The 13,516-nt window shown below is 71.7% G+C and carries 9 protein-coding genes; 7 read left to right on the top strand and 2 right to left on the bottom strand.

The features are described from left to right. Window positions 1-41: 41 nt before the first annotated feature. The 6 genes from mtrA to B4U46_RS14025 all read left to right on the top strand — a co-directional run bounded on the left by mtrA (window position 42) and on the right by B4U46_RS14025 (window position 7,442). Entirely contained in the window at window positions 42-731 is a 690-nt protein-coding gene (gene mtrA / locus B4U46_RS14050) for a two-component system response regulator MtrA (RefSeq protein WP_187344141.1), read from the top strand. Between the two features lie 70 nt (window positions 732-801). Then, entirely contained in the window at window positions 802-2,703 is a 1,902-nt protein-coding gene (gene mtrB, locus B4U46_RS14045; RefSeq protein WP_187344279.1) for an MtrAB system histidine kinase MtrB, read from the top strand. Beyond that, a complete protein-coding gene (locus B4U46_RS14040; protein WP_237292855.1) occupies window positions 2,681-4,561 on the top strand; it encodes an LpqB family beta-propeller domain-containing protein in 1,881 nt (626 codons plus the stop codon). Before mtrB ends, B4U46_RS14040 begins: the two co-directional genes overlap by 23 nt. A 112-nt stretch (window positions 4,562-4,673) precedes the next feature. Beyond that, window positions 4,674-5,459 carry a phosphoribosyltransferase family protein gene (locus B4U46_RS14035; protein WP_079427461.1) on the top strand — a complete coding sequence of 262 codons (786 nt, stop codon included), beginning with the start codon at window positions 4,674-4,676 and terminating at the stop codon, window positions 5,457-5,459. Between the two features lie 352 nt (window positions 5,460-5,811). Then, complete coding sequence (hpf, locus tag B4U46_RS14030; protein ID WP_079427459.1) at window positions 5,812-6,510, top strand: ribosome hibernation-promoting factor, HPF/YfiA family; 699 nt, start codon at window positions 5,812-5,814, stop codon at window positions 6,508-6,510. 188 nt (window positions 6,511-6,698) lie between these two features. Next, window positions 6,699-7,442: a response regulator gene (locus B4U46_RS14025; RefSeq protein WP_079427457.1), complete on the top strand. Its 744-nt coding sequence runs from the start codon at window positions 6,699-6,701 to the stop codon at window positions 7,440-7,442. A gap of 51 nt (window positions 7,443-7,493) precedes the next feature. On the opposite strand, the gene B4U46_RS14020 is transcribed toward B4U46_RS14025, so the two are convergent. Both B4U46_RS14020 and B4U46_RS14015 read right to left on the bottom strand, forming a co-directional pair. After that, a complete protein-coding gene (locus B4U46_RS14020) occupies window positions 7,494-8,660 on the bottom strand; it encodes a winged helix-turn-helix domain-containing protein (protein ID WP_079427455.1) in 1,167 nt (388 codons plus the stop codon). A 9-nt stretch (window positions 8,661-8,669) separates the two neighbouring features. Further along, window positions 8,670-9,251, bottom strand: a complete 582-nt coding sequence (locus tag B4U46_RS14015; RefSeq protein ID WP_079427453.1) for a GNAT family N-acetyltransferase — start codon at window positions 9,249-9,251, stop codon at window positions 8,670-8,672. 226 nt (window positions 9,252-9,477) lie between these two features. On the opposite strand from B4U46_RS14015, the gene secA reads away from it, so the two are divergent. Then, on the top strand, window positions 9,478-12,273 hold the full coding sequence (gene secA, locus B4U46_RS14010; protein ID WP_079427451.1) for a preprotein translocase subunit SecA: 2,796 nt from the start codon (window positions 9,478-9,480) through the stop codon (window positions 12,271-12,273). Window positions 12,274-13,516 lie beyond the last annotated feature (1,243 nt).

Genomic DNA, 13,516 nt, shown 5'->3' with positions numbered 1-13,516 from the left:
CTGTGGGACAGCTCACCGCCAGGTAACGATTAGCTAATGGGATGATGTCAACCATGAAGGGACGCGTCCTCGTCGTCGACGACGACACCGCGCTGGCCGAGATGCTCGGCATTGTGCTGCGTGGAGAAGGTTTTGAGCCGTCGTTCGTAGCGGACGGTGACAAGGCACTGGCTGCCTTCCGGGAGGCGAAGCCGGATCTTGTGCTGCTCGATCTCATGCTGCCCGGGCGGGACGGCATAGAGGTGTGCAGGCTGATCCGCGCCGAATCGGGCGTGCCGATTGTCATGCTCACCGCCAAGAGCGACACCGTGGACGTGGTGGTGGGCCTGGAGTCCGGCGCCGACGACTACATCGTCAAGCCGTTCAAGCCGAAGGAGCTGGTCGCCCGCATCCGGGCGCGCCTGCGCCGGTCGGAGGAGCCCGCGCCCGAGCAGCTCGCCATCGGTGACCTCGTCATCGACGTGGCCGGGCACTCGGTCAAGCGCGAGGGAACCTCCATCGCCCTGACCCCGCTCGAGTTCGACCTGCTGGTCGCCCTCGCGCGCAAGCCCTGGCAGGTCTTCACCCGCGAGGTGCTCCTGGAACAGGTCTGGGGCTACCGGCACGCGGCCGACACCCGGCTGGTCAACGTGCACGTGCAGCGGCTGCGCTCCAAGGTCGAGAAGGACCCCGAGCGCCCCGAGATCGTCGTGACGGTGCGTGGTGTCGGCTACAAGGCCGGACCCAGCTGACGTGCAGCCCGGCAAGGCCCGGCGCGGCTCCCGCGGGGGAGCCCTGCGGGGCGGCGGGCCGTTCCGTCAGATGGCCGACGGAGCGCCCGGCGGCCCCCTGCTGCGGCTGTGCGTACGCCTCGTGCGCCGGCCGCTGCTTCCGGCTGTCCGCATATGGCGGCGCAACATCCAGCTGCGGGTGGTCGCCGCCACCCTGCTGATGTCCCTCGCCGTGGTCCTCGCCCTCGGCTTCGTCGTCATCGCCCAGGTCAGCAAGGGTCTCCTCGACGCCAAGGAGGAGGCCGCGCAGAGCCAGGCCGCCGGCGGGTTCGCGGTCGCACAGGAGAAGGCCAACACCCCCTCCGCCTCGGACGGGGCCGACGCCGCCGACAACAAGGTCGGCCGCGACGCCAGCACCTGGATGAACTCGCTCGTCAAGCAGCTCGCCAGCGGCGGCCAGACCGCCTTCGAGGTGGCCGCGCTCGGCGCCGGCACCGGCGAGCAGGCCCCCACCAGCCAGGGCGTCAAGGGCGCCCGCGCCTCCGGCAACGTCGACCCGACCGCGAGCGTCCCGCTGGACCTGCGCAAGGCCGTCAACCACAACACCGGCACCTTCAAGACGTTCTCGCAGATCCGCTACACCGCCGGGACCGGCAAACAGCCGGAGCCCGCGCTGGTCGTCGGCAAGCGGCTCACCGACATCAACGGCGACCCCTACGACCTGTACTACCTCTTCCCGCTCACCCAGGAGGAGGAGTCCCTCAACCTGGTCAAGAGCACCATCGCCACCGCGGGACTGTTCGTCGTCGTCCTGCTCAGCGCCATCGCCTGGCTCGTCGTGCGCCAGATCGTCACCCCCGTCCGGATGGCCGCGGGGATCGCCGAGCGGCTCTCCGCCGGCCGCCTCCAGGAACGGATGAAGGTCACCGGCGAGGACGACATCGCCCGGCTGGGCGAAGCCTTCAACAAGATGGCCCAGAACCTCCAGAACAAGATCCAGCAGCTGGAGGAGCTGTCCCGGATGCAGCGCCGCTTCGTCTCCGACGTCTCGCACGAGCTGCGCACCCCGCTGACCACCGTCCGCATGGCCGCCGACGTCATCCACGACGCCCGGGTCGACTTCGACCCGGTGACGGCGCGCTCCGCCGAGCTCCTGGCCGGACAGCTCGACCGGTTCGAGTCCCTCCTGGCCGATCTGCTGGAGATCAGCCGCTTCGACGCGGGCGCCGCCGACCTCCAGGCCGAGCCCATCGACCTGCGCGACGTCGTACGCCGCGTCATCGACGGCGCCGAACCCCTCGCCGAGCACAAGGGGACCCGGATCCGCGTCCTCGGCGACACCCAGCCCGTCATCGCCGAGGCCGACCCCCGGCGCGTCGAGCGGGTCCTGCGCAACCTCGTCGTCAACGCCGTCGAGCACGGGGAGGGCCGCGACGTCGTGGTCCGCCTCGCCTCCGCCGGCGGGGCCGTCGCCGTCGCCGTCCGCGACTACGGCGTCGGCCTCAAGCCCGGCGAGGCCACCCGCGTCTTCAACCGCTTCTGGCGGGCCGACCCCGCCCGCGCCCGCACCACCGGCGGCACCGGCCTGGGCCTGTCCATCGCCGTCGAGGACGCCCGGCTGCACGGCGGCTGGCTCCAGGCCTGGGGCGAGCCCGGCGGCGGCTCCCAGTTCCGCCTCACCCTGCCCCGTACCGCGGACGAGCCGCTGCGCGGATCGCCGATCCCGCTGGAGCCCGAGGACTCCCGGTCCAACCGGGCCAGGGCCGCCGCCGAGGCCGCCGGACGCGCCGGCGCCCCCGGCCGGCCGGGCACGCAGCCCGACGGACGCGCCGAGCGCGCCGACCGCGACCCGATACCGCCCCGGCCGGCGGTCACCACCGCCCTGCCGGTGCCCGCCGACCCGACGGCGCTGCCCGGCAACGGCGCCCGCGTCGTGGCCCGGCCCGCCGACCAGGGCCCAGCACAGGAGGATGGAACCGGTGGAGGACGCTGAGCGCCGCGGGCGGGCACGGCAGACCCCGCACGCCCCGCAGGCCCCGCAGGCCCCGCTGAGGGGCGCCCGTGCGCTCCTGGCCCTGGGCGTCGTCGGGCTGCTCCTCGCCGGCTGCGCCTCCATGCCCGACCGCGGCGAGATCCGCCGGGTGGAGGCCTCCCAGGGCGTCGACTCCCAGGTCCGGGTCTTCGGCGTGCCCCCGGCCGACAAGGCCAGCCCGGCCGAGATCGTCGACGGCTTCCTGGAGGCCATGACGGGCGACGACCCGCGGCTGGCCACCGCCCGCAAGTACCTCACCGACGACGCCGCCAAGAACTGGAAGCCCTCCTCGGCCGTCACCGTGCTCTCCGCCGGCCTCGACCGCGTCCCCGTCCAGGGCGAGAAGGACCCCGACGGGCCCCGCTGGAAGGTCACCGGCAAGAAGCTCGCCACCGTCGACGAGCGCAGCGCCTACCAGCCGGAGACCGCCGGCAGCCGCTACGAGGAGTACCTCCAGCTGGTCCAGGTCAAGGGGCAGTGGCGGATCGCCACCCCGCCCAGCAGCCTCGTGCTCAGCGAGTCCGACTTCCAGCGCATCTACAAGCCCGTCAACAAGTACTACTTCGCGGGCAGTACGCTCGTCGCCGATCCGGTCTACGTGCGCCAGCGCAGCGACCCCGATTCGCGGATGGACCCCACCACCCTCACCGTGCAGTCGCTGCTGGCCGGGCCCTCCAAGTGGCTCGGGCCCGTGGCCTCCACCGCGTTCCCGACGGGCGCCGGACTGCGCGAGGACACCAAGTCCCTCGCCTACGACGGCCAGAACACCCTGCGCGTCCCGCTCAACAAGGCCGGGGAGAACGTCGCCCAGCCGCAGTGCCAGAAGATGGCCACCCAACTCCTCTACACCGTCAGGGACCTGACGGCCTCCCGGCTGGACCGCGTGGAACTGCTGCGCTCCGACGGCAAGTCCTCGCTGTGCTGGGTGACCGGCTCCACCGCCGCGACGATCGCGAACCGGCCGGTCCCGCCGCAGCACCAGTACTACGTGGACAAGGACGGCCGGCTCGTACGGATGGTCCTCAACGCGGGCGCCGACGAGCAGCAGCAGGACAAGCCCGAGCCGGCCCCCGGACCGCTGGCCACGGCCGCCGGGTTCAAGGTGGGCTCGGCCGCCGTGACGTACGACGAGAAGCGCGCCGCGGTCGTCTCCGAGGACGGGCACGGGCTGTACGTGGTCACGCTGACCACCGCCGGGGCCATGCCGCAGGCGCTGCTCACCAGCAAGACCGGCAAGCTCACCGCGCCCAGCTGGGACGCCCAGGGCGACCTGTGGATCGCCGACCAGGACCCGCAGACCCAGGGCCTGTGGCGGGTGCCCGGCGGGACCGGCACCCCGCAGAAGGTGGACGTCGCCGGACTCGACGGGACGAAGATCAGCGGGCTGAAGGCCTCCTCCGACGGGGTGCGCATCGCCCTGCTCGTCGAACGGGACGGCGGCCGCAAGAACCTCTACATCGGGCGGATCGAGCGGCCCGAGGGCAAGGGGGACCCGTCGAAGGTGTCGGTGCGCGAGCTGCGCCCGGCCGCCCCGCAGATGGCCGAGGTGACGGCGATGAGCTGGGCGCCGCGGGGCCGGCTGCTGGTGGTGGGCCGGGAGAGCGGCGGCGTCGACCAGGCCCGCTACATGCTGGCCGACGGGTCGATGGTCGCGGCGAGCCTGCCCGGGGCCACGGGGCTGAGTGCCATCGCCGCCTCCGAGGACGAGTCGAAGCCTGTGGTGGCCTCCTCCACCGAGGACGGCATCGTGTGGCTGCCACCGGGCGCGCAGTGGCGCACCGCGGCGGCGGGCGGCCGGGCGCCGGTCTACCCGGGCTGACGCGCGCGCGGGGCCGAGGCGGACGCGGGGCGGCCGGCCGGGTACTCCCGGCCGGCCGCCGCGGTTTTCCACAGGGGTCGCGGCCCGCCCGTGCGCCGGGCAGGGTGGAGTCATGCGGGGGTGGTGGCAGGAGCTGGCCGGGCTGGTCCTGCCGGCCGCCTGCGCGGGCTGCGGGGCCGCGCGCTCACTGCTGTGCGGGGCCTGCCGCGGGGCCCTGGGCGGCGCGGGTGCGGGGCCGGTGTGCCCGGCGGTGCGGGGCGCGCTGCCGTCGTTGCCGCCGGTGTACGCGGCGGCCCGGTACGAGGGGCCGGTGCGGGCGGTCGTGCTGGCCCACAAGGAACGCGGCGCCCTGCCCTTGGCCGGCCCGCTGGGCGCCGCCCTGGCCGCGGCGGTCTCGGCGGCGGCCCGCACGGGGGCCCGGGGAGAGCGCGGGGGCGGGGCGGGGGCCTGGGGAGGGGAGCTGGTGCTGGTCCCGGTGCCGTCCGCGCGGCGGACCGTACGGGCGCGCGGGCACGATCCGGCGCGCCGGATCGCCCTGGCCGCGTCCCGGCGGCTGCGGCGGGCCGGGGAGCCCGCGCGCGTGGCGCCCGTACTGCGGCTGCGGCGGCGGGTCGCCGACCAGGCCGGGCTGGGGGCCCGGCAGCGGCGGGAGAACCTGGCCGGGGCCCTGGAGGTGCGCCCGGGCGGGGTGCGGACGGCGGCGGGGGCTCGGATCGTGGTGGTGGACGACGTGGTGACGACCGGAGCCACGCTCGAGGAGGCGGCCCGGGCGCTGCGCGCGGCGGGGCTGCGGGCGGACGCGGCGGCCGTCGTGGCGGCGCCGTCCGGATCGTTCGCCCGGGCCCTGATGCTAGAGCGCCGGTGGACTACTCGTACAGAGCAAAAATCTCGTGAATAGATTTGGAACTGCTGGGGAATGCGCATCGTTGCAGGTAGTAAGAGGGACCACCCACCTGAACGGAGGTAGGTTCCGGTAGCGGGTGCCGACAACCGGCTTGGAGAGATATGTTCGGTTGTGAGGAACTGGCGATCCTTGGGCCCCCTGGTATCGGAGCGCCGGTCCGCCCGTTTTGGAATCTTCGTGTCAGAGGGTGTCTCTCTACTCCGAAGTCGGTGGGGTGTAGATCTTGCCGATGGGGGAGGAGGAGGTGAAAGTCGCCAAGTCCGAGGCTCCGGTGTTCACCGGAGCCTGGTGCGAAAGGGAGACGCTTCGCCGCTCGTGGTGAAGGTCTCCGGGAACGGAGTTCTGCGTGGACATCGTCGTCAAGGGCCGCAAGACCGAGGTGCCCGAGCGGTTCCGCAAGCACGTGGCCGAGAAGCTGAATCCCGAGCGGATCCAGAAGCTCGACGCCAAGGTGATCAGCTTGGACGTCGAGGTGTCCAAGGAGCACAACCCGCGTCAGGCCGACCGTTCCGACCGTGTCGAGATCACCCTGCGTTCGCGGGGCCCGGTGATCCGCGCCGAGGCCGCCGCAGGCGACCCGTACGCAGCCCTCGACCTGGCTCAGGACAAGCTGGAGGCCCGGCTGCGCAAGCAGCACGACAAGCGTTTCACCCGCCGCGGCACCGGACGGCTCTCGGCAGCCGAGGTCGCCGACAGCGTGCCGGGCGTGGCGACGCTCAACGGCAACGGACAGCCGGTCGGTGAGGAGACCGAGGACGGAATTCCGACCACCCGGATCGGATCCCTCGAAGTGCAGGGCGAAGGCCCGCTGATCGTCCGCGAGAAGACCCACTCGGCCCGGCCCATGTCGCTCGACCAGGCTCTCTACGAAATGGAACTGGTCGGCCACGACTTCTATCTGTTCGTCGACTCCGAGACCAAGATGCCGAGCGTCGTCTACCGGCGCCACGCCTACGACTACGGCGTCATCCACGTGGACCCCGACGGGGCGTCCAGCTCGGAGGAGTCGGCCGTCGGCGGCGCCGGCGGAGCGCTCGGAGGCTGACCATCGATCCGTTGCCCCTGCGGAAGCCACGGTGTTTCCGCAGGGGCACCTGTATGACTCGTATGAGCCAAAGGGATTCCGCCAGACCCCCGTGTGACGGTGCGGGCATGGAATCATGGCGGGCAGTCAACCGGCGGCCGCCCCCGCCGGGTTGGCCCAGCAGCTCGGTACATGCAGGGGGAGGAACGATGGCGGACAGCTTCGGGCCGGTGCGCGGTGACGACGGAGCCGGCTGTCGTGCGGCGGAGGCGGCGGACCCGGCGGAGGCCGGGGAGCCCATCCGGGTCCTCGTGGTCGACGACCACGCCCTCTTCCGGCGCGGGCTGGAGATCGTCCTCGCGCAGGAGGAGGACATCCAGGTCGTCGGCGAGGCCGGGGACGGGGCGGAGGCCGTGGACAAGGCCGCCGACCTGCTTCCGGACATCGTGCTGATGGACGTGCGGATGCCGCGGCGCGGCGGGATCGAGGCCTGCACCTCGATCAAGGAGGTCGCCCCCTCCGCGAAGATCATCATGCTGACGATCAGCGACGAGGAGGCCGACCTCTACGACGCGATCAAGGCGGGCGCGACGGGCTACCTGCTGAAGGAGATCTCCACGGACGAGGTCGCCACCGCGATCCGCGCCGTCGCGGACGGGCAGTCGCAGATCAGCCCGTCGATGGCGTCGAAGCTGCTGACCGAGTTCAAGTCGATGATCCAGCGCACCGACGAGCGCCGGCTGGTGCCGGCGCCCCGGCTGACCGACCGGGAGCTGGAGGTGCTGAAGCTGGTGGCGACCGGGATGAACAACCGGGACATCGCCAAGCAGCTGTTCATCTCCGAGAACACCGTGAAGAACCACGTCCGCAACATCCTGGAGAAGCTCCAGCTGCACTCGCGGATGGAGGCGGTCGTGTACGCGATGCGCGAGAAGATCCTGGAGATCCGCTGAGCGGTGCCGCTCCGCGGCGGGCGCCGGGCGGGGCCCCGCGCCACCGCGGCGCTACGCGCGGCGGGCGGCGAGTTCCGCCGTGACCGCCGCCGCCTCCCGCTCGTCGCCCGCGCGCTCGACCCGTACGTCCTCGCATCCCACCCAGCGGGCGGCTTCCCACAGCGCCTCGGCCATCGCCCCGGCGGCCTTCGGGGTGGTCAGCGACAGCTGCCGGGCCACCAGCGTGCGCCCCTCGCGGCCCGGGTCGACCCGGCCCTGGAGCCGCCCGCCGGCCAGCAGCGGCATCGCGAAGTACCCGTGTATCCGCTTCGGCTTGGGGACGTACGCCTCCAGCCGGTGCGTGAAGCCGAAGATCCGCTCGGTGCGGGGGCGGTCCCACACGAGGGAGTCGAACGGGGACAGCAGCGTGGTGCGGTGCCGGCCGCGCGGCTCGGACGCCAGCGCCTGCGGGTGCGCCCAGGCCGGCTTGCCCCAGCCCTCCACCGACACCGGGACCAGCCCGGAATCGGCGACCACCGCGTCGAACTGCTCGCCCTTGAGGCGGTGGTAGTCGGCGATGTCGGCCCGGGTGCCCACCCCGAGGGACCCGCCGGCCAGCTCGACCAGGCGGCGCAGGCACTCGCGGTCGTCGAGGTCGTCGTGGAACAGGGCGTCGGGCACGGCCCGCTCGGCCAGGTCGTAGACCCGCTTCCAGCCGCGCCGCTCGGTGCAGACCACCTCACCGGTGTCGAGCAGCCACTCCACCGCGATCTTGGTCTCGGACCACTCGAACCACTCCCCGCCGTTCTTCGCGCCGCCCAGCTCGGAGGAAGTCAGCGGGCCGTCGGCGCGCAGCCGGTCCAGGACGGCGGCCGTCGAGCGCTCCTTGTCCTGCAGGACGTGCCAGCGGTGGCCGCGGGCCCGGCGGGCGCGGCGGCGGAACGCGAAGTGCGGCCACTCCTCGATGGGCAGGATGCACGCCGCGTGCGACCAGTACTCGAAGGCGTGGCTGTCCGACCAGTACGCCTGCTCCACGGTGTCCCGGCCGACCGCGCCGAGCCGGGCGTAGGGGATCAGCTCGTGCGACCGGGCCAGGACCGAGATGGTGTCCAGCTGTACGGCGCCCAGGTGCCGCAGCACCCCGCGCACACCTGCCTTGCGGTCGGGCGCGCCGAGGAAGCCCTGCGCGCGCAGCGCGATCCGGCGGGCCTCGTCGGCGGAGAGGGCGATGATCGGCATTCCGCGAGCCTAGGGGGTGGCACTGACAGCGGGCAGGTACGGCAGCCGGCAGGGCAGCCCGAGGTCCGAGGGGAGCAGGCCGCCGACCCAGCAGTCGCGCAGGGTGCCGCGTATGTCGAGGGCGGCCCGCAGGGTGCCCTCGACGCGGAAGCCGGCCTTCTCCGCGACGGCGCGGGAGGGCGCGTTCCCGACGGCGGCGCGCCATTCCAGGCGGCCGGCGCCGACCTCGGTGAACAGCCAGCGGGCCACACCGTCGACCGCTTCGGTCATGTAGCCGCGGCCCCGGTGCTCCTTCGCGGTCCAGTAGCCGATCTCGTAGGCACCGGGGCCGCGCACGTGCACCCCGACGGAGGCGACCAGCGGGCCGTCCTCCCCGAGCCGTACCGCGAAGGTGTACGCGCGGTCCTCGCGCCAGGAGGCGGGGGAGAACTCGTTCACCCACTCCTCGGCGTGCGCCCGCTCGTAGGGGGAGGGCACGACGGTCCAGCGCTGGATCTCGGGGTCCTGGCAGGCGGCGTGGACCTCCTCCGCGTCGGAGGGGGCGAAGGGGCGCAGGGTAAGCCGGGCGGTGGACAGGGTGAGGGGTTCCATGAACGGATTGTGGCGGCCCCGGGTAACCCGGGCGAGGGGTTTTCGCCCGTACCGGCACCCAACGGGTCCCCCGTACGTTCTCATTCCGGGCGCCCGTGCCCTGCGGACACGGCGGACCTCCCGACGCGACCACGTCCTCGCTTACGATGGCCGTTGCGGTGGGGCCCACCTGCCGTGCCCGGCTACGTAAAGTGCCCAGGCCCGACCGGCAAGGAGACCAGCCTCAGTGTCCGTCCTCACCAAGCTCATGCGTGCAGGCGAAGGCAAGATCCTGCGCAAACTGCACCGCATCGCGGACCAGGTCAACTCCATCGAAGAGGACTTCGTCAACCTCTCCGACGCCGAGTTGCGGGCCCTCACGGACGAGTACAAGCAGCGCTACCAGGACGGCGAGAGCCTCGACGACCTGCTCCCCGAGGCCTTCGCGACCGTCCGCGAGGCCGCGAAGCGCGTCCTGGGCCAGCGGCACTACGACGTCCAGATCATGGGCGGCGCCGCGCTGCACCTCGGGTACGTCGCCGAGATGAAGACCGGTGAGGGCAAGACCCTCGTCGGTACGCTGCCCGCCTACCTGAACGCCCTGTCGGGCCTGGGCGTCCACCTGATCACGGTCAACGACTACCTCGCCGAGCGCGACTCCGAGCTGATGGGCCGGGTGCACAAGTTCCTCGGCCTGGAGGTCGGCTGCATCCTGGCGAACATGTCGCCCGCCCAGCGCCGCGAACAGTACAACTGCGACATCACGTACGGAACGAACAACGAGTTCGGCTTCGACTACCTGCGCGACAACATGGCCTGGTCGAAGGACGAGCTGGTCCAGCGCGGCCACAACTTCGCCGTGGTCGACGAGGTCGACTCCATCCTCGTCGACGAGGCCCGCACCCCGCTGATCATCTCCGGCCCGGCCGACCAGGCGACGAAGTGGTACGCCGACTTCGCCAAGCTGGTCACCCGCCTGACCAAGGGCGAGCCGGGCAACCCGCTCAAGGGCATCGAGGAGACCGGCGACTACGAGGTCGACGAGAAGAAGCGCACGGTCGGCATCCACGAGGCCGGCGTCGCCAAGGTCGAGGACTGGCTCGGCATCGACAACCTCTACGAGTCGGTGAACACCCCGCTCGTCGGCTACCTGAACAACGCCATCAAGGCGAAGGAACTGTTCAAGAAGGACAAGGACTACGTCGTCATCGACGGCGAAGTCATGATCGTCGACGAGCACACCGGCCGTATCCTCGCCGGCCGCCGCTACAACGAGGGCATGCACCAGGCGATCGAGGCGAAGGAAGGGGTGGACATCAAGGACGAGAACCAGACCCTCGCCACGATCACCCTCCAGAACTTCTTCCGCCTCTACACCAAGCTGTCCGGTATGACCGGTACGGCCATGACCGAGGCCGCCGAGTTCCACCAGATCTACAAGCTCGGCGTCGTCCCGATCCCGACGAACCGCGCGATGCAGCGCAAGGACCAGCCCGACCTCATCTACCGCACCGAGGTCGCCAAGTTCGCCGCCGTCGTCGACGACATCGCCGAGAAGCACGAGAAGGGCCAGCCGATCCTCGTCGGCACGACGTCGGTCGAGAAGTCCGAGTACCTCTCGCAGCAGCTCTCCAAGCGCGGCATCCCGCACGAGGTGCTCAACGCCAAGCAGCACGAGCGCGAGGCCGCCATCGTCGCCCAGGCGGGCCGCCGCGGCGCCGTCACCGTCGCCACGAACATGGCCGGCCGCGGTACCGACATCAAGCTCGGCGGCAACCCCGACGACCTCGCCGAGGCGGAGCTGCGCCAGCGCGGCCTCGACCCGGAGGAGCACATCGAGGAGTGGGCGCACGCCCTGCCCGAAGCGCTCTCCAGGGCCGAGGCGGCCGTGAAGGCGGAGTTCGAGGAGGTCAAGGAGCTCGGCGGCCTGTACGTGCTGGGCACCGAGCGGCACGAGTCGCGCCGTATCGACAACCAGCTGCGCGGCCGCTCCGGCCGTCAGGGCGACCCGGGCGAGTCCCGTTTCTACCTGTCGCTGGGCGACGACCTGATGCGCCTGTTCAAGGCCCAGATGGTCGAGCGCGTCATGGCCATGGCCAACGTGCCGGACGACGTCCCGATCGAGAACAAGATGGTCACGCGCGCGATCGCGTCGGCCCAGTCGCAGGTCGAGACCCAGAACTTCGAGACCCGTAAGAACGTCCTGAAGTACGACGAGGTCCTCAACAGCCAGCGCGAGGTCATCTACGGCGAGCGCCGCCGCGTCCTGGAGGGCGAGGACCTGCACGAGCAGGTGCGCTTCTTCATGGACGACACGATCGACGCGTACATCGCCGCCGAGACGGTCGAGGGCTTCGCCGAGGAGTGGGACCTGGACCGGCTGTGGGGCGCCTTCAAGCAGCTCTACCCGATCAAGGTGACGGTGGAAGAGCTGGAGGAGGCCGCCGGGGACCGCGCGGGCATCACCGCCGAGTTCATCGCCGAGTCCGTCAAGGACGACATCCACGAGCAGTACGAGGCGCGCGAGGCGGCCCTGGGCGCCGACGTCATGCGCGAGCTGGAGCGCCGCGTGGTCCTGTCGGTGCTGGACCGCAAGTGGCGTGAGCACCTCTACGAGATGGACTACCTCCAGGAGGGCATCGGCCTGCGCGCGATGGCCCAGAAGGACCCGCTGGTCGAGTACCAGCGCGAGGGCTTCGACATGTTCAACGCCATGATGGAGGGCATCAAGGAGGAGTCCGTCGGCTACCTGTTCAACCTGGAGGTCCAGGTGGAGCAGCAGGTCGAGGAGGTCCCCGTGCAGGCCGAGGCGGCCCCGTCGCTGGCCAAGGAGCCGGTGCCGTCGGCGCGCCCGGAGATCCGCGCCAAGGGCCTGGACACCCCGCAGCGCCCGGACCGCCTGCACTTCTCCGCCCCGACGGTGGACGGCGAGGGCGGCGTGGTCGAGGGCGACTTCGACGACGCCAACGGCGGAGACGGCCTGACCCGCGCGGAGCGCCGCAAGGCCCAGAAGGCGACGGGCGGCCGCCGCCGCAAGAAGTAACCCCCACGCGCGCTGCGCGCGGGCCGGGGCCGGACACCTTGGGGTGTCCGGCCCCGTTTGGTTTTACGTCGGCACGGGGGGCGGGACTTTTGCCCCCGCGAGGGGCCGGGGGCGGGCCGGTGGCTGCCCACCCGCCGCGCGGGGTGCCGGGCGGGGGGCGGTGGCACAGTGCGGCGGGCCCGGGGCCGGGGCCGCGGGAGCCCGCCGGACGGAGCCGGTCAGCCGGGCGGGGCGGTAGGGGGCGGGGTCCTGGCGGGGCGGTCTCAGAGAAGGGTTGGGGCTTTCCCGTCAGTCCCACTGTCCTTCCGGTTCGGGCCGCCCTGTCAAGGGCGCTCCCTTCGGTCGCGTCGCTTCGCGATCGCCTGCGGCGACCCTTGACAGAACAGCCCGAACCGGAAAGACAAGGACTGCCGGGAAACCCCCAAAAGGACGGCACGGTCCATTGATGGACATACGCGGGATCAGCGACCAGGCGAGTAGGTCGGGGGCCGCCTCGCCGGGCATCCGGGCCGACGAGGCAGTGCATCGGGGCCGCGATTCGCGACAGATCGCTACGCGCTCCTCCCGTCTCAGCGTCCGCCGCCCGTCCGGGGCCGCTGCCCGCAGGAAAGGACGATGGAATCGTCATCCGGGGCCGGTGGGCGCGACAGATCGCTACGCGCTCCTGTCTTTTCGGCGTCCGGCGGCCGGCTGGGGTCGCTGCCTGCACGAAATGCCGATGAGAAGGCCATCAGGCGACCCCAGGCGCGTCAGATCGCTACGCGCTCCTCATTTCTCGGCGGCTGATGGCCGTCTTGGGCCGGGATGCTCTGCGGATCGGCTTTTGGTGCCGCCAACAGCCACAGACGGCCGCCGGACGCCGGAATTCGAGGAGCGCGTAGCGATCTGTCGCGGATCGCGGCCCCGATGAACTGACTCGTCGGCCCGGATGCTTGGCGTGGCGGCCCCCGACAACCCCGAAGGGTCGCTGAGTCCGCCGGATGTCCTATGAACGTCCGTCCCGTTCCTTTGGGGGTTTCCCGGCAGTCTTCGTTTTTCCGTGGCGGGACGGGCTGTCAAGAGTGGAGCGCAGCGACATCGCGTAGCGACGCGACGAAGGAGCGCTCTTGACTGACCGGCCCGACGCGGAAGGACGATGAGACTGACGGGAAAGCCCCAACCCATCCCTGAGACCGCTGAGTGTGGTCCCGGCCATCCCCTGTGCCGGGTCGCCGGGTGCGGAGAGTGAAGGGTCCCGTGGGTT

The sequence above is a fragment of the Streptomyces katrae genome (assembly GCF_002028425.1).
Taxonomy (GTDB): Bacteria; Actinomycetota; Actinomycetes; order Streptomycetales; family Streptomycetaceae; genus Streptomyces; species Streptomyces katrae_A.
This window is presented reverse-complemented; position numbering and strand designations above follow the sequence as displayed.